Source organism: Peribacillus sp. FSL M8-0224, assembly GCF_038003055.1.
GTDB classification, from domain to species: Bacteria; Bacillota; Bacilli; order Bacillales; family DSM-1321; genus Peribacillus; species Peribacillus frigoritolerans.
On sequence record NZ_JBBOOJ010000002.1, the window covers coordinates 43,526 to 64,628 of the forward strand.

Genomic DNA, 21,103 nt, shown 5'->3' on the forward strand with positions numbered 1-21,103 from the left:
ATATGGAGACTATCGAGGCTATAAAAACGAGAAGAAGCATTGGAATCGTTAAGCAAGATCCGGTTCCTAAAGAAATGATCGAGCAAATCATTGAAGCCGGAACATATGCACCCAATCATCACCGGACGGAGCCTTGGCGTTTTTTTGTTTTGACAGGGGAAGGAAGAATTAAACTTGGGCAGGTATTCGAAGAAATAACAAGAATCGAAAATGCTGATGATACCCCCGAAAGTTTAATCAGCAAGCTCGAAAGGCAAAAAAAGAATCCATTAAGGGCTCCAGTCATCATCGCAGTGGGCATAGAGCCTAGTGATAAGAATAATGTCCTCGTGGCAGAAGAATATGCGGCTGTGAACAGTGCCATCCAAAATATGCTTCTTGCAGCACATTCTCTAGGTTTGGGAGCTGTATGGAGAACGGGGAAAATAACTTATCATGACAAGGTCCGTGAATTTTTCAATTTATCCTCTAAGGGAGAGGTATTGGCTTTCATATACTTGGGTTATCCTGACATGGAGCCGAAACCTGCTAAGAAAACACCGATTGACGAATTGACCACATGGATCGGATGAGGATTAGGGGCTGCATCAGTTTATTGACACTGATGCAGCTTTTTTTATTGCCTTCAATAAGGCTTCCTTAATTATGCTTTTACTGAAAGGGATTTGACTTTGTCAGGCTTCGTTTCAAGTGACGATTGATGAATTAGGTTGTACAATACAAAGGAAGAATAAATTTTGATGAATTAGGATGTGTCTATAGATGAGAACGATTGATCCATTTGAGATACTCGATGGAAAAGCGATAAAATATTTGGATGTGTTTGGCGTTGAGGATGGCATTGCTTTAAAGAGTAAATACGAAGATAAATCGTATTGGATATATGATTATTATTGCATGCATCAGACTTGTGATTGCCAGGAAGTATACCTTGAATTCGTTGAGGAGCTTAAAGGCAATAAACAGGCGGGACAGCATTTTGGAGTGAGGGTTTCTTTCGGGGATAATCAATTCGTCCTGGAGGATTATAATATTTCGAAGCAAAAGGCGATGGATATCGCGGAAGATACGCTGAAGTACAGTAAAGATGTAATGGAGTTATTTAAACAGCGGTATCAGCAAATGAAGGAAAAAGGCACGCAAATTATCACGGAAAGTGCAAAGGCAGCTAAAATGCCGCATGTTCATGCAGAACCGGTCATTGGCAGAAATGAGCCTTGTCCATGCGGAAGCGGGAAAAAATACAAAAAATGCTGCGGTGCAGCTTAACATCTTGGAAGCTGACTCGATTCGGAGTCGCTTCTTTTTTATTGGAAAAGTGCGTGCTTGGGAAAAAAATTGAGAAAAAAGTGTAGTATTAAACGAACATTTGTTCTATAATGAGAGAGTACCAGATAATTACACAAAAAGAAATAAAAAGTAGTCATTTAGATGGAATTTTCCAAAAACTTCTTTTTTATTTTCATAAATCTGGTATATATAAGAGAGAAGAGTTTTTTGATCTCATCTCTTTCAACGGTAGACGGCAACCAGACGGGATGAAAATCCCTGCACTGATGGCAGTTTAACTTATTGAACGAAGGAAGGGGTAATCAAATGACAAGAGAAAAAAGATTAATACCTTACAAAGTTCTTGAAGTAATGGAAACGGTGAAAGAGAAGATTCCTGAGGGTGTCGAGCTTGTGAAAGCACCGGCAATTTGGGAAAAAAGCAGTTATGGTGAGGGCATGGTAGTTGCCGTCATTGATACAGGCATTGACAAGGGACATCCAGACCTCAAGGAAAGAATCATTGGCGGGAAGGATTTTACCAATACCGGGGATTATCAAGATGATAACGGACATGGGACACATGTTAGCGGTACGGTTGTTGCTGCCATTAATAATGCTGGTGTAGTGGGAGTGGCTCCTAAAGCAAGCATATTAGCGTTAAAGGCCCTAAATGGTCAAGGACAAGGCGACATTGATTGGATTAATGGTGCTCTAGAGTATGCCATCAATTGGCGGGGACCAAATGAAGAAAAGGTTTCGGTTATTTCACTTTCGCTTGGCGGACCTCCCGATGAGACTGAACACAAACTCATTCAAAAGGCCCTTCAGAACGATATCCTTGTTGTTTGTGCAGCTGGAAATAGCGGTGATGGGCGTCATGAAACGGATGAATTGGATTATCCAGGAGCATATCCCGAGGTAGTGGAAGTGGGGGCTGTGGATTTAAGCAGAAATTTAGCGGATTTTTCAAATACGAATGATGAAATTGACTTGGTGGCGCCAGGGGTTGATATTCTCTCTACGTATCCAGGAAATAAATATGCCAGGTTGAGCGGAACGTCAATGGCTACGCCTCATGTAAGCGGTGCGGCAGCTCTCTTGAAAGTGATTGCTGAAAAAGAATTTGAGCGCAATTTAACTGAAGCGGAATTATATGCACAGCTGGTGAAAAGTACGGAAGATCTGGGAATAAGCAAAAAAGCGCAGGGAAATGGACTGCTTAACTTAACGATTACGGAACAAAGAGCTGAAAAATCGATTAAGATTACGATAGAATCAGAAAATCTAAAGTTACCGAGTAAATCGGTGGTCATGGAATATTAGAGAAAAAAGGTGCCTCAAGAAATTTTTGGGGCACCTTCCATAATGATTATTTTTTATTTTTCCTTAGAGCTGCAAAAAGCGCTACAATGGAAAGAATTAATGATATGACAGCCAGGGTAATGATCAGCGTTTGGTTGCCATCACCTTCTGTTGTTGCTGCATCCTTTGAATTGTCAGGTGTCGTGGAATCATTAGTGTCAGCTTCATCTTCGTGACCATGGTCCGCAGGTTCAGCATCAGCCTTGGGTGCAACCGTGATTTCCGTTACAGAATGAGGTAGGTCTGAGCCTTCTTCACCGCTCCATTCAACAATTTCACCATCTTCGTAATATTGAAATGCATCCCAGGCAACTTTCGTTTCTTCTTTGGGATTTTGTGCTACGAAAGAGAATTGCTGGAATTGTCCAGCGGCTATTCCTTTGTCAGTTGCGGCCCAAGTTACTGTTTTTACATGCCCATCTTTGTCACCTTCTGTCGTTACTTTCCATCCAGGTACAGGCTGATAGCTTTCAAAAGTAACCCCTTCGGGTACTTTTAAAGTCACCTTTGTAGTGGCAGTTTCTTTTTCTACGGGTACTTTAATTGTATAAGTTTCCCACGCCTCAGGTGCAGATGAACTAGGCTTGACCGTAACGTGAGCATATGCTGAACCGGAAAAAATGAATAATGCAGCAAATGTAAAAATAAGTAGCTTTGAAATGTTTTTCATTTGTATAAATCCCTCCTATTATGAATTCCCTATGAAAATTATAAAATCAGCATTGATTGAATCCAGGCTTTCAGTCAATCCATGAACATGGATATTCCACTTTCCTGGCATGGTTAATATAGACTTTGATGTAAATGTCCCTGTTTTTTTCTCCTCCATTTGCAGCTTTATTTCACCACGTGGCGTATCCAATGGCTGCATCGTGATCGTAAGCTGCTCTATTTCAGCTATTGGCTTGCCTTCATTGGATAGATTTACTTGAATCAGGTTATCCCCGACTTCATTGGGCGTCACCATTAATGTAACCTCGTTATTTTCTTCAGTCCGTAACGTTTTTTCAATGGGGCCGGGAGAAGACATGGCAGTTTGGACATTTGTCAATAAAGCTGCAATGAGAAGGATGACGATTCCTAAACCAAACTCCATTCCCACACTATAACCAAGTTTTTTCGTTTGCTTTTTCCCTCTGAGAAAATGAAAGCCGCCTAAAACGATCATGATTAACATGAGACCGATTTTCGCTAGTAACAATTGGCCATATGTTGTGTTAAACATTGAATGGATAGTTGGTACATGCTGTAAACTGCTATAGATTCCGCTAATAATCAGGATGATTACAAACAGAAATGCCCATTTGGAAAACCTTTGAATGATCGACCAGTAAAAGGTTTTCTTATCTTCTTGGGCTGCCTGCCGATCTGCAAGCCCAGGCAAAATCACCAATAAGGCCATAAGGCCGCCGAGCCATAAAGCCATGGACAATAAATGAAGGAAATCCATCAAAACGGCCAGAGCCTGATTAGGAACGGCTGCTGTATGTCCGGTGAAAGCCTTACAAATCATCAAGCTGGCAATTATGATGAATGAAATGAAAGGTAGTGATTTATTCAATGAGTTCTCGAGCATGAAATAAATTACTAAAAATAGAAGGAGCAATATTAGAATTTCCATGATCCAGATCGTCCCAAAGTTTGTAGCATTCAATACTTCCTTTATATAACTAACATTAAATGCATCGGTCCAACCTACGCCAGCATCGATCGTAACTCTTAAAGGCAGACTGCAGAAGATGGAAAATGCTAAACCAGCATATGAAAGCCAAAGGTATAGACGGGTTCTTCTGCTGGCTTCAAAAAGTCGAGAATCCTTCATTAGCGATAATCTGAAAAAAAGGATTCCGGTAAGGGCAGCGAAGCATATGTATTGTAGACTTTGCAGCATAACGTTGATGGAATTCGGAAAACTTTCATTCACTTCGGAATTATTTTGATCTGATAGGCCGGCCGGATCTCCGAATTGAAAGGGAATTGTTCCTTCAATGGGATGGCCATCACTCGAAACCACTCTCCATTTAATATAGTAAATCCCTTCATCGATCGTGCCCTTCCACTTAGCTTCCAGTATTTTTTCACTCTGTTCAGAGATTGTACTGTCTTGAGTTTGAATTTTGTCTCCATCTTGGCTGAATACCTCAAGCGAATGAAAAGCTGGTTGTATATTCTCGCTGAATTGAATGGTGATCTTTTCAGGAAGAGTATCCATCGCTTCATTCGGGCTAGGATTAGAGCTGATTACTGTAGCATGACCGGAAGCCACTGCCGGGTATAAAAGCAAACTGAATAGGCTGACTACCAGCCATAAATATTTTTTCATCTTGGTGTGCCATCATCCTTTCATCCGATTATGTAAGCCCATTATAAAAGGAAAATGTGAAAAAACAGTGAAAATAATTTAGTTATCTAAAGGCAGTTTAAGAGTTTCGCTAGAAAATGAGAACAATAAGTTTTAGTTTTGCCTTCCACTCCAGTATAGCCATAAATAAGGGGTGGGAATTCCACTTTGCATAAAGTTTATACCAAATAGGCATCCTCCTTTTGATATAAACTCCATTAAGAAATAATTAAGGTTCCCTTAGTAATCTGAGCCTCATGTTTAAGGAATTTGGAGGGATAGGTTTTGATGAAAAAGGGATTAAAAGAAACAAGTGTGAAGGTGATCTTGGTTGGTTCCCTTGTGGGGATGGGAACATCCACTTATATGCCAGCGGCAGAAGCTGCGGAAGGCACTTCTGTCATTTTGGAAGAGGCACAAACGGTAAATAGTCTTTCAAAGCTAGAGATAGAGGGTATAGCACTGGATCAAAAGTTTACAGAAGATGTACACGACTATAGTTCAACAGTGGGGAATGATGTGGAAAAGATCACTTTGCTTGCAGCAAGCCCTAACGAGAATGCAGCCATATATGTGAATGGTGTCAAAATGACAGATGGTAAATTGAAGGATTTAACTCTTCAAACTGACATGAATACGTTTGTAATCACCGTCAGCGATGGGGAAAATGAAACCGTAACCTATACTCTCAAGGTCGAAAAACATGAAAGTGATGATAACCTTTTAACATCGATTGGATTATCAAAAGGCTCATTAACATTCGATTCTAAAGTGACAGCTTATCATGCTTCAGTTGAAAATGAAGTCCAGTCGGTTACGGTAACTCCGACATTGAGTGACAGTAAGGCAATTGTAAAGGTAAATGGAAAGGATGCAACCAGTGCAGGTGTAAAGGTTACCCTTCCAGTCGGTAAGACAACGGTGAAGATAACCGTTACAGCGGAAAATGGTGATGAAAAAGCATATACACTTACGATTACACGGGCTGCAGCCGCAGCAAAGGAAACGGAATCGAAAGCTGCTCCAAAAGAGGATGAAGTTCAAAAGGAACCCTCAACAGGAACGAGCAAAGCCCAACCTTCCTCGGATAAGGGGAATAAAACATCTTTAACATCAGCGGAATCCTCCAATTATCAAAAGCCAAGCAGTGGTGTCAGTCAAGTAACGAATGCACAGCAAATTGAAAGTATTTCAACACAAAAAGTGAAAACGGATTCTGTTTAGAAAGTAACGTCCGCAGATTCTTTAGGCGAGGAAGGCAATAATGGACCAGTGTTGAACAGCCTGACGGTATCATCCGGCGTATGGAACAAATCTTTTGAATCTAATGAGCATACCTATCATATCGAGGTCGATAATGATATTTCTTCAGTCGAAATGAATGCAACGACAAATGCCAGCGGAGCAACAATTGAATATGACGGTGCGAGCAGTGCAAAAGTGAAGATCAAGGATAAAGCGAAAACGGCCATTTCCGTTACTGTTTCAAAGGATGGGGAGCGTCGTACTTACGTCCTTGTTTTCGAAAAGGATATCGATGTTGAAATGGATGAGGAAGAAACCGTGGATGATGTCAAATCAAAAGAGGCGGAAGTTGAGGCAGCGCAAACGAGTACAGCTGGTATGACGGAGAGCGAAACATCCAATGATTCAGGAGGCCAGATTAATGGGAAACAACCTGTTGAGACGGTGTCATTCTTTGGGAATATAAAGGATTTCTTCACCTCCCTATTAAAATAGGATGGTTTTGAATCCAGCAAAAAAAGGACAAGGTTCAGGCTTGTCCTCGAAATTCATATTTATATGGGCAAAATGATTTGGACCTCGGTTCCTTGGTTCAGTTCACTGTTAAACCGGACCTTTCCCCGATGCGCCTCAATGATTCGGCAACTGACTGTCAATCCTAATCCGGTTCCTTTTTCTTTTGAAGAATAGAAAGGCTCTCCAAGATGTTTTATGCGGTTTTTTTCTATTCCGCTTCCATTATCTTTGATGGTGATGGAAAGGTTATTGTTCATTCGTTCGAAATCAACCCAAATGTGGTCGGCGGATGCCTCCATGGAATTCTTGAGCATGTTTATGAAAACTTGTTTTAATTGGTTTCCCTCACATAATAGAAGCGGTATTTCATTTTTGACAGATATTGATATTTGGGTGGGGTACGAGTCCGCCTCTGGTTTCAACAAGGTTTTGACATCATTCATCAGGTCGATGATTTGATGTTTGCTGAATGGAAGTTCCTGTGGTTTTGCCAGAACGAGTAACTCGCTTACAATAAGATTGATCCGGTCCAATTCACTTAACATGATCGTGTAGTAATGTTCATAGGGATGGTCGCTCTTTTTAAGCAGCTGGACGAAACCTTTTAAAGAAGTCAGCGGATTTCGTACCTCGTGGGCTACGCTTGCGGCAAGTTCGCCGACTATCGATAATTTTTCGGTTCTTCTTAAGCGTGCTTCGGTTTCTCGAATTTGAGTGACTTCTTTAGCATAAGTAATGATTCCGACTAAATCCTCGCCAACCATCATCGGGACAAACGTACAAGAAAGTAAGATGGACTTCCCGTACTTCGTCAGGAATTCTATATCTTTCCCTTTTTTGATCCCCTTTTGGTTTTCCATGACATATTGGCATGATGTACGGATCAATTCCGCGTCTTCTGCTGAAAAATTCAAATTAATGAATGAGGCGCCATGTATTTCTTCCTGTTGAAAGCCTGTTACCGTTTCAAACCTTGGATTCACGGTCGTGATCATTCCATTTAAATCAAGCATCAGCATCGGATAAGGGTTGTGTTCAAACAATGATTTATAGCGTTGTTCGCTATCGAATAATTGATTCTCCGCGACAACTCTTTCAGATATATCCCTGCCAATGACGACTAAGCCTTTACGAGAACCATCTTCATTGAACAGGGGAACTTTAATCGTATCAAAGGTCTTGTGATTGCCATCGGGAAGAGGGATGATTTCCTCGCACCTAGTAATTTCCCCCTTTACCCACGTTTCTTCATCGGAAACTTCACAGTAGATCAAAGATTCTTTATAAAATTCGGAGTATTCCGCGAGCTCGCTATCTCTTTTTCCCTTATAATCTACATGCTCCAATTGAAATAATTGCAGCCCGAAGGTATTGGATTCAAGCCATCGGCCATCCCCATCCTTGAAATTAACGAAATCCACCATTGAATTGATGAGTGTGCGCCGACGTTGTTCCGCTTCTTTTAATCGTTTGAATTCTTCTTTTTTAGCTAAATAAAGATATAGAATTAAGCCTATTGATAAAAGGAAAACAATGCCTTCCGCCCTTTGGAGTTGAATGAAGACTTCTTTATTATGGATATTTGTAGTTAAAAAATAGTCGAATACGACTAATGTAAGAATCCCGGATAGGATATATATTGCTAAGATGGAGCGTTTGGACATGGAGATTCTCCCTGATTTTAAGACATTTCAAAGGTAAAATTACATACACATTTTAACAAACTATCGGAAAAAAATATATGCAGAATCTCTAAATAAAAAAACAGGGGCCAATGTGGTCACCTGTTTTTTCTGAAGAGGGTTAGTTTCTTCTTCTTTTTTGCACGCTTATAGATCATGAAGAATAGTAAGAAGAGGAGTGCAAGCGCAGCTAGCGTATATTGGTTCATTTCAACAGATAGCAGTCCATAGGGAATCAGTGATAGGAAGAAAAAGTATATAAGGTTGCCAAGTGCCGTCGCCAATAAAAAGTCTTTGAAAGTGATGGTGCTGACTCCAGCTGCCAAGTTAATTAAGCTTGTTGGGATAAGCGGGAAAATCCTGCCTGTAAACACGTACATGAAGCCATGCTCCACTACAGATTCTTGCCACTTTTCACCAATCTTCTTTAAAAGAAGCTCCTGAAACCAGTTTCTGGCTGCATAAAAAATGAATCCTGAGGCAACAACACTTGTAAACCAACTCCATAGATAGCCATATATGAATCCGAATATCGTGACATTGATGGTCAGGAGCAAAATTAAGGGGATGATTGTAAAAGAATTTTGTACAAACATCAATACGAATGTCACAATAAATGTAAGCAAAAGATTTTCCTTCAATATGCCAATCACAGAATCCAAATCACTTTTCCAAACCAAAGTGAACAGTTCTGCATTAGAGTATATAAAAATTGCGATTACAAGTAGACCGATTATGGTCAGGACTTTTTTCAAAGGGCCACCACCATTCTTACTAATAGTTTATCATTTTCGAGTTCAATGGTGAAAAAAAAGAGCTGCCGCATCATGCAGACAGCTCTTTTCCATTATAGTGGCTTAACGGCGCGAAGATTCCTTTTAAAGCCACTTTTCAAACTGAATTCTTTTGTTCATTCCATAAATAATTGGCGCTCCAATCAGGAGGACAACGAACTCACCGACAGCTGTAGTCATCCAGCTTAGCCAGAATGGCAAGCCAAAGGCAAGGTTCAGTTCAATTGCAATTAAAAACATTGTGAACGTGAAAAAGATAATCGTAGCGATCATACGTCCTTTAATGCCTTTTATGAAACGAGAAACATAAATGACAAGCAATAAGGCGAGCAGGGATTGCCCCACCCCAAAAATCAAATCATATGGCACCATCGGCGAAAAGAGCAGATTCGATATGAAGACTCCTCCAACGATACCGTAGATATATTTTTTATTGAATACAATCAGATGATTCAACATTTCCGGTACACGGAATTGGAACATCTCAAAAGCTATTGGTTTAAAAACCAATGAGACCGCCACATACAAGGCAGCCAATAACCCGTTTATCACGAGTGTACGAACATTCATTTTACTCTCTCCCTAGTTTTTTATCGTGGGATGGTTACGAACCACGTGCAGGCGTTTACCCGATGATTAATAGTATCCCATGTAAGCTTGTTTCGTCAATTTGTAAAGAATGGTTTTAATTTATAGGTTTCCAATCAGATGAAGCAGCACAATTGGATTTTGAATTATTGCAATGAAGGATGATATTATTTCAATATGTACATAAAAAGGAGTGAATATTAATATGTCGATCGAAAGTGTCAAAAGCCATTTTAAACAATGGAATCGGGAAGGCGACGTAAAGGAGTTCGAAACATCTAGTGCAACGGTGATTGAGGCAGCGGAAACCATCGGTGTTATCCCAGCGCGGATTGCCAAGACCCTTTCCTTTAAAGGGGAAGGTGAACACGCGATTTTGGTCGTTGCCGCAGGGGACGCGAAAGTGGATAATAAGAAATTTCGTCAGACGTTCGGTTTCAAGGCACGAATGCTTTCACCTGATGAAGTGCTTGCACAGACCGGCCATGCAATCGGAGGCGTTTGCCCGTTTGGCCTGGCAAACGATTTAGCTGTTTTTCTTGATGTATCGATGAAACGCTTCGAGTCATTGTTTCCGGCTTGCGGCAGTTCAAACTCTGCAATAGAACTTACACTCGCTGAATTGTTTGAATATTCAGGTGCAAAGGATTGGGTAGATGTTTGTAAGGGGTGGGAAGAAAAGCGGAATGTGGATACGGCGGCAGGAAATGCAGTTGATGGCATTTGAAATGGGATGGAATCCACTACAGTGAACTTTATTTGCGGGGGCCTCATGCATTTCTTTTATTAAAGCGGAAAACGGGCAGAAAGTGTTCCTGATCGGAGGGTGAAAGATGTTAAATGGAAGCGAAAGAAAAAGCAATAGCAGCTATCTGAGTCTTAAAACTCTTTATGAAAAAAATATAACGGTTAAGAGCATTGCCCAGGAGCTTGAGTTTTGCCATAAAAACGATCTGGCGCTGGATATCCAGAAAGCAATGAAAAAAAAGAATTTTGATATATTGGCAGTCCAAGATCAAGGGGAAATCATCGGATATATCGAAAGGCAAGAACTAGGTGAAGGAAGTATTTCTGAATATATGAGAAACTTCTCACCAAGGGAAATGGTTTCGAATTCAACCCCTTTGATTCAGCTTCTCCATATTTTTAAGAATAAGACAAGGGTGTTCGTATTAGAGAATAATTCAATTAAAATGTTGATTACCCATGCCGACCTCCAAAAGCCTCCGATCAGGATGCTGATATTCGGATATATTACCTTATTGGAAATGAGGATGAGCGATATCATCCTGGATAGATTCGGCGATGGCAGCTGGTATCCAATGATCAGCGAAGACCGTTTAGAAAAGGCAACTGAATTATATAAAAGGAGAATCGATAAAAATGAGGATATCAATATAATAGAGTGCCTGCAAATCAGTGATAAATTCGATATTATACATAAAGATAAAGAATTGAGGCACTTCTTCCAAATCCCTTCGAAAAGTAAAGGGAAGAAGGATGCGAATGCCATCCGAAAATTACGGGATAAGATTTCCCATGCTAATGAACTGGGTCTGGACATGTCATGGATGGAAATCATCGAGGTTGTCGAGTCCTGCGGCCGACTGCTCGAAATCTCTGAATCCTATCCTTATGAAAAATAAGATCCAGCTAATCATGCTGGTTCTTTTTTTTGCGCATCCAGATAGAAAAAAACTGCCCATATCAGGCAGTCTCCCCGAAAAACTCAAAACTCCGGCAGTTGATCCAGGTTATTTTCTTTAATCCCATCGGGCTCACTCCGTAATATGTCACGTCCATATTTATGAAAGACGTCAACGTTGGCCAGGTTGCCAGCTTTGGCTTCCGCAAGGGCTGTGGGGTAGTCGAGTTCGCGGCCGGAGTCCGTCTTGATGGCGATAATATTGTCCTCTTCATTTTTCCTTACGGCGATGATTTCTTCTTTTCCTGCTGCTGAATCACTTTGGTTTGCTTGCGGTGTTCCCTGCTGTTTATATGACTCATAGGCTTCTTCAAATTTGTCCATGTTTTAGGCACCTCCTATTTATAGGGTGAACCATTTTTCCTGCAATATACAAACCGGATTTCGTCCAACTTGGGCCGTTAATTCGTCCAAATGGGCCGATCTTTCGGCACTTTTTTTTTTTGAATGCTGTCGTCTTGGCCTTTTTGCATTGGCATGGCACTTGCAACTATTTTAAGTAGTGCAGTAGTGCAAGTTTAAGTAGTAGGTGTAAGCAGTAGCAAGAAATAATATCCACTAGATTAAGGGAGGAATAGTAATCATGAATGTAAAACAAGGGGCAAGCACTGTAAATGCAAAACAACAGGTCAAGACAATGAAAGCGGCGGTCGTCAATGAATTTAACCAAAAACTTGAGATTAAGGAAGTACCGATCCCGGAATTGGAATATGGTGAGATATTAGTGAAAATTAAAGCCTGTGGCGTGTGTCATACCGATTTACATGCTGCACATGGTGATTGGCCGGTAAAACCCAAGCTTCCGCTTATCCCGGGACATGAGGGTGTGGGCATTATAGAAAAGGTGGCAGAAGGCGTAACTTCCTTGAAAGTGGGTGACCGTGTTGGGATCCCTTGGCTTTATTCGGCCTGCGGCGATTGTGAATATTGTCTGACCGGCAGGGAAACGCTTTGCTTGGATCAATTGAATGCAGGATATTCCGTTGACGGCGGGTATGCGGAATATTGTAAAGCACCAGCCAAATATGTGGTGAAGGTTCCTGAAGGGCTTGACTTTGCGGAGGTATCACCGATTTTCTGTGCAGGTGTAACGACTTATAAGGCGCTTAAGGTATCAGAAGCAAAACCTGGTGATTGGGTAGCGGTTTATGGAATTGGCGGATTGGGACATGTTGCCCTGCAATACGCAAAAGCGATGGGCTTTAATGTCATTGCTGTCGATATTCAAGATGATAAGCTTGATCTGGCAACGGAACTGGGGGCGGATTACACGGTTAATGGGCTTAAGACCGATCCTGTACAGGCCATTAAGGATAAGGTTGGCGGCGTGCAGGCATCCATTTCTGTGGCTGTTACGAAAAAAGCATTCGAACAGGCTTACAGTTCAGTCAAGAGGGGCGGCACACTTGTTGTAGTCGGATTGCCGAATGATGAACTTCCAATCCCGATTTTTGATACAGTGTTAAATGGGGTGACTGTAAAAGGGTCCATCGTCGGGACGAGAAAAGATTTACAGGAAGCTGTTCAATTTGCGGCTGAGGGTAAAGTCAGAACGAATATTGAAACAAGAAAGCTTGATGAAATCAATGACGTGTTTTCAATGATGGAAAACGGAGAAATCAACGGCCGCATCGTATTGACGCTAGAATAGGAACAGAGGAGGAAGCCCTGGAACGGGGCATCCTCCTTTTTATTATGTCTGGCTCTTTTCATTTAATATATAACGCAATTTCCTTATGGATATTTGCAAGCGTTTGGCAGCTTCATTCCGGTTGCCGTAGGTTTTTTGCAGTGCCTGCATGACGAGCTCCTTTCCAATTGTTGATTGAAGCTGTTTGATTTCCGTAAGGATTTCTTCAAGCATCAGTTCATCCTTCTCATTAAAATCAGCCACCAGCCTTTTTCGCCACTCTTCAAGAAGGTTTTCTGTTGACTGTATCTCTGGTGACACATTTTTGTCAGGTGTGATCTGGCTGTTGGATAGTGAGATATCATTGGCGGTTATTACTGACTTATTGTCTGCAAGAGTTAGCGTGCGCAAGACCACATTAGATAGTTCGCGTATGTTGCCTGGCCAGTTGTATTGCTGTAATTTTTCAATGGCTTCATTGGAAAATGAGATATCTCCATGACCATTTCTCTCAACCAAGTGACGGACAAGCAACGGAATATCCTCTTTTCGGCTCCTTAATGGCGGGATATCCAGAGTCACGACGTTTAGTCGGTAAAATAGGTCTTCCCGAAATTTATTCTTGTCCACTGCCTGCTGCAGGTTTTCATTGGAGGCCGCCACTAACCGGGCGTTCGTCCGTAATGTCACGCTGCTGCCAACCCGCATGAATTCCCGCGTTTCCAAAACCCGAAGCAATTTGACTTGAATGGCCGGACTTGCATCCGCAATTTCATCAAGGAAAAGCGTCCCGTTCCCAGCAATTTCGAAAAAACCCTTTCGCAGCTGGGTCGCTCCGGTGAAAGCGCCCTTTTCATGACCGAATAATTCGCTTTCAAGCAGGGATTCAGAGATCGCTCCGCAATTGATGCCGATAAAAGGTTCATGGTTTCGGGGGCTGGCTATGTGGATGAAGCGTGAAAGCACTTCTTTCCCGCTTCCGGTTTCTCCTTCGATTAATACATTGACGGATTTTTGGGCAACCTTGAAGGCCGTTTCAATCAAATTCTTCATTAAAAGACTTTCACCGACAATGAGTCCTGAATCCTCGGCAAGCTTATGGATGAAATGCTGGTTCAATGCTTCATTTTCATTCAATAGGTTGTCAATCTGCCTTTCCAGTACTTCAATATCCACGAAGGGTTTTTCCATGTAATCACTCGCGCCGAGTTTCATGGCATCAACAGCGGTCTTGACGGTGCTGTATCCGGTCATGATCAGTACCTTGCAACGCGGCTGCAGTTGTTTTAGATGCTGCAGGAGGGAAAGTCCATCGCAATCCGGAAGCTTCAAATCTATCATTGCGACATCAAAACGCTGCTGATTCCAGTCGATTTCATGAAACTCCTTCCCGCTATTCACAACTTGTACGAGGTAACCTTTCATCGTAAAAAGGCGGGATAGAAAAGTCCCAACCTCTTTCTCATCGTCTACCACAAGTAAATGAACCACCTTAACATCCCCTTTCTTCCTCTGTTAGTAAGGGAAGCCTCAGGAAAAAAGTGCTTCCATGTCCTGGTGTGCTCAAAACGTCGATCTTTCCGCCATGGTCCTTGGCGATGCCAAGGCTTACAGACAGCCCCAAACCTGTACCTTTTTCACGGTCTTTAGTCGTATGAAAGGGATGGAATATGAAGGGCAGGCGTTCTTTTTCAATCCCCGTTCCGTTATCAGTCACCTGAACCACCATGAACTTGTTTTTTGAATAGGTAGTGATCGAAATCGATTTTTCCGTTTGCGCGGACTCATCCAATGCGTCCTTGGCATTCAATAGCAAGTTGATGATGATCTGTTCGATTTGCGGCTGGCTGCCCTTTATGAAAGGAAGATCTTCCTGAAGGCTAAGATGGAGGGAGATTTGCTTCTTCCCAAGTTGGTACTTCAATAGGTTCAGAACCTGGTGAATGGCCTCGTTAATAGAGTAATAGTGGAACCGATACTCATCCTGCCTAGAAAAGGTAAGCAGGCTTTTCACGATTTGCCTGCATCGGTCCCCGCAAATCTTAATGTCGTCCAATAGCATATAATCCGGATTGTCCTGTGGGGTTTTCCGTAATAAAAGTTGTGAGTTACCAAGAATGGCCGTTAATGGGCTGTTCAACTCATGGGCAATCCCAGCTGCCATTTCACCAATCGCCCCAAGTTTACCGGCATGTAATAGCTGGACTTCCATCTGTCTTCTTTCGGTGACATTTTTATAATAAGCAATGACCCCATATACTTGATGCTCCTTATTCTGAATCGGGTAAGCATGCATTTCCAAGATGGTATCATGCTGAAGGAGTATTTCCTGAAACCCTGGCTTATTAAATGAAAAGGTATCCTGAATCAGATTTTGCGATTTTTCAATTAAAGGAACCAAGTTGGAAAAGACCCTGGCTGAATCATTGGATTGATAGACCGTTCCTTTGTGATCGAAGACGATGATCATATCTTCAACTGCCTTGAATGTATCCTCCCACTCCTGTTTGGAATGAAGAACTTCCTTATAAAGCTGGGCATTCTCCAAAGTTAACGCAAGCTGATTGGATAGTTGCTCAAGAAATTCGAGTTCAGCTTCATGCCATGTTTTCTTTTTCTTCCTGCCGAAAGTCCAAATTCCGATTTTTTTACTTTTTCCGTATAAAGGAACTAATAGAAGTGATTCGATCTCAAGGGATAATAGACGCTCTTTTTCTGGGAAGTCCGGTAACTGGTTAACTTCCACCTGAATCGGCTGCTTTTCTTTCAAGGCCGATGAGAATTCCTGAAAAGGGTGTAACAGGTTTTTGGGATCCATTTCAAGATCGCAGTGACCATTAGGGCAGATGTGAAGCAGGGCAGGTTCTTCCTCATATAATATGACAAAATGACTGTCATCGAAGGTAATGAGCTGCTTAAGTTTTTCAATAACATTTCGGAGAATCTCTTGGATGTCGATTTCCATATTCATATTTTTTGTGATGTCATTCATGATTTCAAGCTGCATATTCTTCTTCTTCAGCTGATCCACGGTTTTCTTAAGTTCCGTGTAATACGTTTTTTTTGAAGATTTAACGCCTGTCATTAAATCTATCAATTCATGTTTGTTCATGCTTTTCACCTCTTATAGGGCTGTAAGAAGCAGCTGATTAATCTGTTCTAAGGACATATCACGGGGGTTTGTGATCATGCAGGCATCCTCAAGAGAGGTCATCCCTATGGGATCTATCATTTCTTTCGTAATGCCGACATCACTTAAACTCTTGGGAGCCCCTATATCCCGGGATAATTCCCTTACGAAGTGAATGGCAGCCATTCCTGCTTGCTGCTCCGTCAATGCCCGTGTATCGATGCCCATGATGTCTGCAATCTCGCTGAATCGCCTTGGTGAGGCAATTCGATTGAAATCCATGACATGGGGAAGGAGTATCGCATTGATTTCACCATGCGGAAGGAGGTACTTGCCGCCTATGGCATGTGAAATGGCATGGGCAGCTCCCAAAATGGCATTGGAAAAAGCCAGTCCAGCCTGCAGGCTCGCCATCGCCATCGCCTTTTTTGCTTCCTCATTATGCCTGGATGCAACAGAGGGGCGTAAGTGGCGGGAAACGATGGAAAGCGCGTTTTTAGCTTGTACATCGGTCAAAGGTGTCGCAGCGATTGAAACATAGGATTCAATGGCGTGGGTTAACACATCCATTCCGGTAGCTGCGGTCAAATCCGGTCCCAAGGTGGTTAAGGTGGCAGGATCGACTATTGCAATATCGGGGACGAGTGATTTTGAAATGATCGTCATTTTTTTCTCGCGGAATGAATCGACGATCACCGAAAACTGGGATACTTCCGAACCCGATCCTGCAGTGGTCATGATCATCACCATGGGAGGGAGGGGAGAGTGGACTTTATCAACACCTTCATAATCACTGATGATGCCGCCATTCGTTACTAAAAGGGCTACCCCTTTGGCAACATCCAAAGCACTGCCTCCGCCCAAACCGATGATGGCATCACATTCTTGTTCTTTAAATGCAAAACAGCCGGCTTCGATCTCCCTGTCCTTCGGATTGGTCGTCATTTCAATGAAGGTAGCAAAAGCAAGGCCTGCATCTTGGCAGGATTCAATGACTTTATCCAACCAGCCAGCATTGGCCACCCCGGAGTCGCTTACGATCAGCGCCTTTTTGGCACCCAGCCGCAAGCAGGCCTCGCCAGCTTGTTCAATCGAACCTTTACCGAAAATCACTTCCGGCATCACGAATTTAGTTATCGACATCTTTGCGCCTTCTCCCTGTAAAAATTCAATATCTTCTGTATTATTTTCCCGAAAAAGTGCGAAAATCCTGTTTGGATTACAGGTATTTTTATATAATATGACAAAATATCGAATGGAGAAGGACTTTTGATACGGGTCAAATCACCTGATAATTTCTTGTATTTGTAAAATCGGTACTTTAGACATGCGTGAATAGGGATAAACCTACCTAGTTAGTAATTTCTATATATTGTAAAATCATGGTAGAAACTATTAAACTAGGAGGCAATCTATGAAAAAACAATTTCTGTCGTTAACATTAATCACAGCATTGACACTCGGGACAGCCGGGACAACCACCGCTTTAGCAGCGCCGCATTCATCACCGGTGCTATCAGCGCCATCCACGGACAAGCAAGTCATTAAAAGAATCGATGCCGATAAAATCTACAAGAATATTGAATACCTCTCACAAACACCTCGGGTGGCCGGTACGGATTCTGAGTATAAAGCCGTCCAATTCATCAAAAAGCAATTCCAATCTTATGGCTATAAAGCCGATATCGAAGAGTTCAATTTTTTATCTTATACAGACCCAAATCTGGTCGAGCTATCAGTTGCCGGATTTGATGGGGAAATCCAAGCAAACCATTTAACCTATTCAGTTAATGGGGACCTATCCGGTGACGTTGCATATGCCGGTTTAGGAACAAAAGAAGAGCTTGAGGAAACCGATGTTGCAGGGAAGATTGCCCTTATACAAAGAGGGAACCTCACTTTTGCAGAGAAAGTATTGAATGCAGCGGAAAAAGGGGCAACGGGAGTCATCCTATTCAATAATGCAGATGGGGAATTAAACGGGACACTTGGAGAGGATAATGACAGGTTTATTCCATCCGTCACGATCACCAAAAAGGATGGAGAAGCCCTTTTGGAAAAATTGAATGATGGAGTCAAATTGACAGCCTCATTAAAAATTGAAGGAGCTTATTCCGGAGAAAAAACCTCTTATAATGTAGTGGCAGCGAAAAAAGCAACAAAGAACAATAAAGCAAAAAAGAGCGATATCATTTATATAACTGGACATCATGATTCCGTCGCGGGGGCACCCGGAGCGAATGATGATGCATCTGGAACATCCGTCACCCTTGAACTTTCCCGTGTTCTGAAGAATCTTCCTACAGATACGGAAATTCGCTTCGTCACCTTTGGGGCAGAGGAAAATGGATTGTTGGGTTCGCAGCATTATGTGGACAATCTTCCTGATGAAGATATCAAGCGGACCATTGCCAATTTCAATCTCGATATGGTAGGAAGCAGGGATGCCGGAGATTTGGTCATTTTGACTAATGATGGAGAAATGAACCTTGTAACCGAGCTGGCCCAGGCATCAAGTACAAGACTGAATGGTGAGCCGACTCCATATGGACAAGGCGGGAGAAGTGACCATGTGTCATTTGCTGAGGCTGGGATACCTGCTGCTTTATTCATCCACAGTCCATCAGAACCTTGGTATCATACTCCTGATGATACCATTGATAAAATCTCAAAAGAAAAGCTTCAGGATGTTGCTGAAATTGTCGGCACAGCTGTCTATGGCCAAGCAAAAATCGAAGCTAAAAAACCTGATTTCAATCATAAAAAAGGGAAAAAGGTGAAAGTTCCGCATTTATTTGGCGAAAAGGAATTCAAATAATGCAGTAAATATTCAGAGGGTGCAGCCTGCACCCTTTCTTTATGTTTAAAAATGGAAATGCAGGGGTAAAAAGTCTAATTGGGAATTGGAGCGTGCGGGCTGAATTTCCTAATTCCGTAGCATAAATAGCTTATTTATCCCTATTTAACTCTAAGACTATAATCCTTATAATAAAAATTATGAAAAATATGACAGTCTACATAATGAGAATAGTATGTTTGAGGTGATTTTTTAGGTGTATGCAAATTCATTGAGTGAAATTCACTCTGCCCTCTCTAGTAAAACTTCCGATGTCAATGAAAAAATCAATCGTCTGGAGCAGGCAAAAAGACAAATCAAAGAAGAACAGAATGCTTGTCTTGGGGAAATAGCTAAAATTAAAAATCCGGACTTGGCAAAAAGCTGGACGGGAAACCGTGCAGAAGACTTTCAAGATGCCCGCAGTGATGCATACAAGGCAATGTCAACGATCATTCATGATGATTATGATGACTATCAAGAGAAAATCGACGGTAAAGTCATGATGCTTAATATAGAGAAAAAGGCTCTGAGTGCAGCAGGTACGATAGCACATGAAGCAGATGTTCTTTTAGGCAAAGGAGAAGCCGTCATAGATCAATTGGAAAGCAAAATATCATATTTAAAAGGGTGGTTGTTTTAATGACGACAATCAAACTGAATCATCCTGCCGTAACGAAGCAAGTCGATCAAGTGAAGACGGCACTTGGTACAGTCACGCTTGGAAATTTGCCGGCAGGCGAGCTTGGCAACAATAAATTGGAATTCACATCGAAATGGATCGATCGCGAAACGAACCTGGAGAAGGTCTTTGAGCAATATATCAAAATCGTCCAGAAAAATGTGGAAGATACCCGTGCCAACATTGACTTATTAAAAGAACAGGATGAAGCCATCGCCCATACGTCTTCACATGGGTATCAGCGATGAAGATATATGAAGCCGAGACATTGACGGCCGCAACCAAGTCGCGCGCCAAGCAATATGAAGAACTAAAGAAGGAAGTCACAGCCCTGAAAAAGGAATTTCAGGGCATCGTCGGCCTGGATAACGAGTTCCAGGGGGCCGGTGCTACCGCCATCAAAAGCTTCTATGAAGCACAAATCGAGGTGGCGGACGCCTGGATGGAACTATTCACGACCCAGATCAGTTTTTTGGAAGGCATACCGGCCAGTCTGGAAGAAGCGGACCTCTCCGGAAATACGGTGGTCGAGGTCCCCTTTTTAGATGGCGAAGTCTCAAACGGCATCAACCAAGCGAAGTCGCTTGTCGATCAACAAGCGAACGATCTTCAAAGGATCCTGAACAGCATTGACGATATCCTGCCTCTGGATATGTTCGACCAAAAGGACTTTAATGAAAAAATCACGCTGGCCGGGCACAGGCTGGATGACACCGTGACAAAGGTCGAGAATGTCGACCGGCAATTGGTCGAGGAATATGATGTGTCCATCGGGCAGGAAAACGTGGCCGTTGGCCTCTTCCGTGCCTTGCTTGATGCCACCAAACAGGACGGCAACATTTCGCCGATGACATTCAACCAATCGGCATTCAACCAATCGGCATTCAAGAGCAGTGACGTCTATCAAGTGAAGGATGAAGTCGCCGGTCAGATGAAAGACTATCAAACCTTCAAAAAGGAACAAGCAGAAGCCCGGAAAATCGAACAGGAAATGGAAGAACTCGAAAACCGCCCATGGTACGAAAAGGCCTGGGATACGACAAAAACCTTTACAGGGGAATTCACGGGATATTATGATTCAATCAGGGCCTCGACCGGAGTCGATCCAGTAACGGGCCGCAAGCTGTCCGATGCCGAACGAATCGCCGCCGGCGCGATGGCAGCCGCTGGATTCATCCCCGTCGTCGGCTGGGCCGGCCGGGCCATCAAAGGCGGCAGCGCCCTATACAAAACGGCCAAAGGACTCAACGCAGCGGACCACGCGCTCGATGCCTATAAAACGACAAAAGGCTTTAGCCTCCTCCAGAAAACCGAATACGG

General features: G+C 42.5%; 20 protein-coding genes, 1 pseudogene and 1 riboswitch. Of the genes and pseudogenes, 12 read left to right on the forward strand and 9 right to left on the reverse strand.

Annotated features, from left to right (window positions below; all coding sequences use genetic code 11):
- Positions 1 to 2 precede the first annotated feature (2 nt).
- The 3 genes and pseudogenes from MKX49_RS28210 to MKX49_RS28220 all read left to right on the forward strand — a co-directional run bounded on the left by MKX49_RS28210 (position 3) and on the right by MKX49_RS28220 (position 2,595).
- A complete protein-coding gene (locus MKX49_RS28210; RefSeq protein WP_340878653.1) occupies positions 3 to 572 on the forward strand; it encodes a nitroreductase family protein in 570 nt (189 codons plus the stop codon).
- Positions 573 to 1,191: 619 nt separating this feature from the next.
- Positions 1,192 to 1,269: pseudogene (locus tag MKX49_RS28520) on the forward strand (SEC-C metal-binding domain-containing protein); the annotation flags it as partial.
- Positions 1,270 to 1,596: 327 nt separating this feature from the next.
- Positions 1,597 to 2,595 carry a S8 family peptidase gene (locus MKX49_RS28220; RefSeq protein WP_340878654.1) on the forward strand — a complete coding sequence of 333 codons (999 nt, stop codon included), beginning with the start codon at positions 1,597 to 1,599 and terminating at the stop codon, positions 2,593 to 2,595.
- 46 nt (positions 2,596 to 2,641) lie between these two features.
- On the opposite strand, the gene MKX49_RS28225 is transcribed toward MKX49_RS28220, so the two are convergent.
- Together MKX49_RS28225 and MKX49_RS28230 are read right to left on the reverse strand one after the other, a co-directional pair.
- Entirely contained in the window at positions 2,642 to 3,304 is a 663-nt protein-coding gene (locus MKX49_RS28225; RefSeq protein ID WP_053533603.1) for a YcnI family copper-binding membrane protein, read from the reverse strand.
- An 18-nt stretch (positions 3,305 to 3,322) separates the two neighbouring features.
- Positions 3,323 to 4,957 carry a copper resistance CopC/CopD family protein gene (locus MKX49_RS28230; protein ID WP_340878655.1) on the reverse strand — a complete coding sequence of 545 codons (1,635 nt, stop codon included), beginning with the start codon at positions 4,955 to 4,957 and terminating at the stop codon, positions 3,323 to 3,325.
- A gap of 306 nt (positions 4,958 to 5,263) precedes the next feature.
- Here MKX49_RS28230 and MKX49_RS28235 point away from each other — a divergent pair, with 306 nt between their 5' ends.
- A complete protein-coding gene (locus MKX49_RS28235; RefSeq protein ID WP_340878666.1) occupies positions 5,264 to 6,199 on the forward strand; it encodes a cadherin-like beta sandwich domain-containing protein in 936 nt (311 codons plus the stop codon).
- A 48-nt stretch (positions 6,200 to 6,247) separates the two neighbouring features.
- On the forward strand, positions 6,248 to 6,715 hold the full coding sequence (locus tag MKX49_RS28240) for a cadherin-like beta sandwich domain-containing protein (RefSeq protein ID WP_340878657.1): 468 nt from the start codon (positions 6,248 to 6,250) through the stop codon (positions 6,713 to 6,715).
- Positions 6,716 to 6,774: 59 nt separating this feature from the next.
- On the opposite strand, the gene MKX49_RS28245 is transcribed toward MKX49_RS28240, so the two are convergent.
- The 3 genes from MKX49_RS28245 to MKX49_RS28255 all read right to left on the reverse strand — a co-directional run bounded on the left by MKX49_RS28245 (position 6,775) and on the right by MKX49_RS28255 (position 9,782).
- Positions 6,775 to 8,400: a PAS domain-containing sensor histidine kinase gene (locus MKX49_RS28245; RefSeq protein ID WP_323599095.1), complete on the reverse strand. Its 1,626-nt coding sequence runs from the start codon at positions 8,398 to 8,400 to the stop codon at positions 6,775 to 6,777.
- 116 nt (positions 8,401 to 8,516) lie between these two features.
- A complete protein-coding gene (locus MKX49_RS28250) occupies positions 8,517 to 9,173 on the reverse strand; it encodes a TVP38/TMEM64 family protein (protein ID WP_251542412.1) in 657 nt (218 codons plus the stop codon).
- Positions 9,174 to 9,296: 123 nt separating this feature from the next.
- Positions 9,297 to 9,782 carry a QueT transporter family protein gene (locus MKX49_RS28255; protein WP_048686195.1) on the reverse strand — a complete coding sequence of 162 codons (486 nt, stop codon included), beginning with the start codon at positions 9,780 to 9,782 and terminating at the stop codon, positions 9,297 to 9,299.
- A gap of 6 nt (positions 9,783 to 9,788) precedes the next feature.
- Positions 9,789 to 9,833: riboswitch (PreQ1 riboswitch) on the reverse strand.
- A gap of 172 nt (positions 9,834 to 10,005) precedes the next feature.
- Here MKX49_RS28255 and MKX49_RS28260 point away from each other — a divergent pair.
- Both MKX49_RS28260 and MKX49_RS28265 read left to right on the forward strand, forming a co-directional pair.
- Entirely contained in the window at positions 10,006 to 10,527 is a 522-nt protein-coding gene (locus MKX49_RS28260; RefSeq protein WP_340878658.1) for a YbaK/EbsC family protein, read from the forward strand.
- A gap of 106 nt (positions 10,528 to 10,633) precedes the next feature.
- Entirely contained in the window at positions 10,634 to 11,446 is an 813-nt protein-coding gene (locus MKX49_RS28265) for a hypothetical protein (protein ID WP_340878659.1), read from the forward strand.
- 83 nt (positions 11,447 to 11,529) lie between these two features.
- Here MKX49_RS28265 and MKX49_RS28270 read toward each other — a convergent pair whose 3' ends face one another.
- The gene (locus MKX49_RS28270; RefSeq protein ID WP_053533610.1) at positions 11,530 to 11,829 is read right to left on the reverse strand and encodes a DUF3892 domain-containing protein; all 300 of its coding nucleotides are present in this window, start codon (positions 11,827 to 11,829) and stop codon (positions 11,530 to 11,532) included.
- A 313-nt stretch (positions 11,830 to 12,142) separates the two neighbouring features.
- On the opposite strand from MKX49_RS28270, the gene adhP reads away from it, so the two are divergent.
- Positions 12,143 to 13,156, forward strand: a complete 1,014-nt coding sequence (gene adhP / locus MKX49_RS28275; protein ID WP_048686219.1) for an alcohol dehydrogenase AdhP — start codon at positions 12,143 to 12,145, stop codon at positions 13,154 to 13,156.
- A 42-nt stretch (positions 13,157 to 13,198) separates the two neighbouring features.
- On the opposite strand, the gene MKX49_RS28280 is transcribed toward adhP, so the two are convergent.
- Genes MKX49_RS28280 through MKX49_RS28290 form a run of 3 tightly spaced genes read right to left on the reverse strand, consistent with a single transcriptional unit; the run spans position 13,199 to position 17,408 of the window.
- The gene (locus MKX49_RS28280; protein WP_340878660.1) at positions 13,199 to 14,626 is read right to left on the reverse strand and encodes a sigma-54-dependent transcriptional regulator; all 1,428 of its coding nucleotides are present in this window, start codon (positions 14,624 to 14,626) and stop codon (positions 13,199 to 13,201) included.
- 1 nt (position 14,627) lies between these two features.
- Positions 14,628 to 16,247 (reverse strand): sensor histidine kinase, encoded by a 1,620-nt coding sequence (locus MKX49_RS28285; RefSeq protein ID WP_340878661.1) that lies wholly within the window; start codon positions 16,245 to 16,247, stop codon positions 14,628 to 14,630.
- 12 nt (positions 16,248 to 16,259) lie between these two features.
- Positions 16,260 to 17,408 (reverse strand): iron-containing alcohol dehydrogenase, encoded by a 1,149-nt coding sequence (locus tag MKX49_RS28290; RefSeq protein ID WP_340878662.1) that lies wholly within the window; start codon positions 17,406 to 17,408, stop codon positions 16,260 to 16,262.
- 271 nt (positions 17,409 to 17,679) lie between these two features.
- Here MKX49_RS28290 and MKX49_RS28295 point away from each other — a divergent pair, with 271 nt between their 5' ends.
- The 4 genes from MKX49_RS28295 to MKX49_RS28310 form a co-directional block, all read left to right on the forward strand.
- The gene (locus MKX49_RS28295; protein ID WP_340878663.1) at positions 17,680 to 19,083 is read left to right on the forward strand and encodes a M28 family peptidase; all 1,404 of its coding nucleotides are present in this window, start codon (positions 17,680 to 17,682) and stop codon (positions 19,081 to 19,083) included.
- Between the two features lie 235 nt (positions 19,084 to 19,318).
- Positions 19,319 to 19,744 carry a YwqH-like family protein gene (locus MKX49_RS28300; RefSeq protein WP_318292591.1) on the forward strand — a complete coding sequence of 142 codons (426 nt, stop codon included), beginning with the start codon at positions 19,319 to 19,321 and terminating at the stop codon, positions 19,742 to 19,744.
- Entirely contained in the window at positions 19,744 to 20,031 is a 288-nt protein-coding gene (locus MKX49_RS28305) for a YwqI/YxiC family protein (protein WP_034306007.1), read from the forward strand. The genes MKX49_RS28300 and MKX49_RS28305 overlap by 1 nt, the downstream gene beginning before the upstream one ends.
- A partial coding sequence (locus MKX49_RS28310; protein ID WP_340878664.1) for a ribonuclease YeeF family protein occupies positions 20,028 to 21,103 on the forward strand: 1,076 nt, incomplete at its 3' end. The genes MKX49_RS28305 and MKX49_RS28310, both read left to right, overlap by 4 nt.

Bases quoted from the DNA above. Each gene is read 5' to 3' on its own strand.
- MKX49_RS28210 (WP_340878653.1), top strand. From the start codon at position 3: ATGGAGACTATCGAGGCTATAAAAACGAGAAGAAGCATTGGAATCGTT.
- MKX49_RS28220 (WP_340878654.1), top strand. From the start codon at position 1,597: ATGACAAGAGAAAAAAGATTAATACCTTACAAAGTTCTTGAAGTAATG.
- MKX49_RS28225 (WP_053533603.1), bottom strand. From the start codon at position 3,304: ATGAAAAACATTTCAAAGCTACTTATTTTTACATTTGCTGCATTATTC.
- MKX49_RS28230 (WP_340878655.1), bottom strand. From the start codon at position 4,957: ATGAAAAAATATTTATGGCTGGTAGTCAGCCTATTCAGTTTGCTTTTA.
- MKX49_RS28235 (WP_340878666.1), top strand. From the start codon at position 5,264: ATGAAAAAGGGATTAAAAGAAACAAGTGTGAAGGTGATCTTGGTTGGT.
- MKX49_RS28245 (WP_323599095.1), bottom strand. From the start codon at position 8,400: ATGTCCAAACGCTCCATCTTAGCAATATATATCCTATCCGGGATTCTT.
- MKX49_RS28255 (WP_048686195.1), bottom strand. From the start codon at position 9,782: ATGAATGTTCGTACACTCGTGATAAACGGGTTATTGGCTGCCTTGTAT.
- MKX49_RS28260 (WP_340878658.1), top strand. From the start codon at position 10,006: ATGTCGATCGAAAGTGTCAAAAGCCATTTTAAACAATGGAATCGGGAA.
- MKX49_RS28265 (WP_340878659.1), top strand. From the start codon at position 10,634: ATGTTAAATGGAAGCGAAAGAAAAAGCAATAGCAGCTATCTGAGTCTT.
- MKX49_RS28270 (WP_053533610.1), bottom strand. From the start codon at position 11,829: ATGGACAAATTTGAAGAAGCCTATGAGTCATATAAACAGCAGGGAACA.
- adhP (WP_048686219.1), top strand. From the start codon at position 12,143: ATGAAAGCGGCGGTCGTCAATGAATTTAACCAAAAACTTGAGATTAAG.
- MKX49_RS28285 (WP_340878661.1), bottom strand. From the start codon at position 16,247: ATGAACAAACATGAATTGATAGATTTAATGACAGGCGTTAAATCTTCA.
- MKX49_RS28290 (WP_340878662.1), bottom strand. From the start codon at position 17,408: ATGTCGATAACTAAATTCGTGATGCCGGAAGTGATTTTCGGTAAAGGT.
- MKX49_RS28295 (WP_340878663.1), top strand. From the start codon at position 17,680: ATGAAAAAACAATTTCTGTCGTTAACATTAATCACAGCATTGACACTC.
- MKX49_RS28305 (WP_034306007.1), top strand. From the start codon at position 19,744: ATGACGACAATCAAACTGAATCATCCTGCCGTAACGAAGCAAGTCGAT.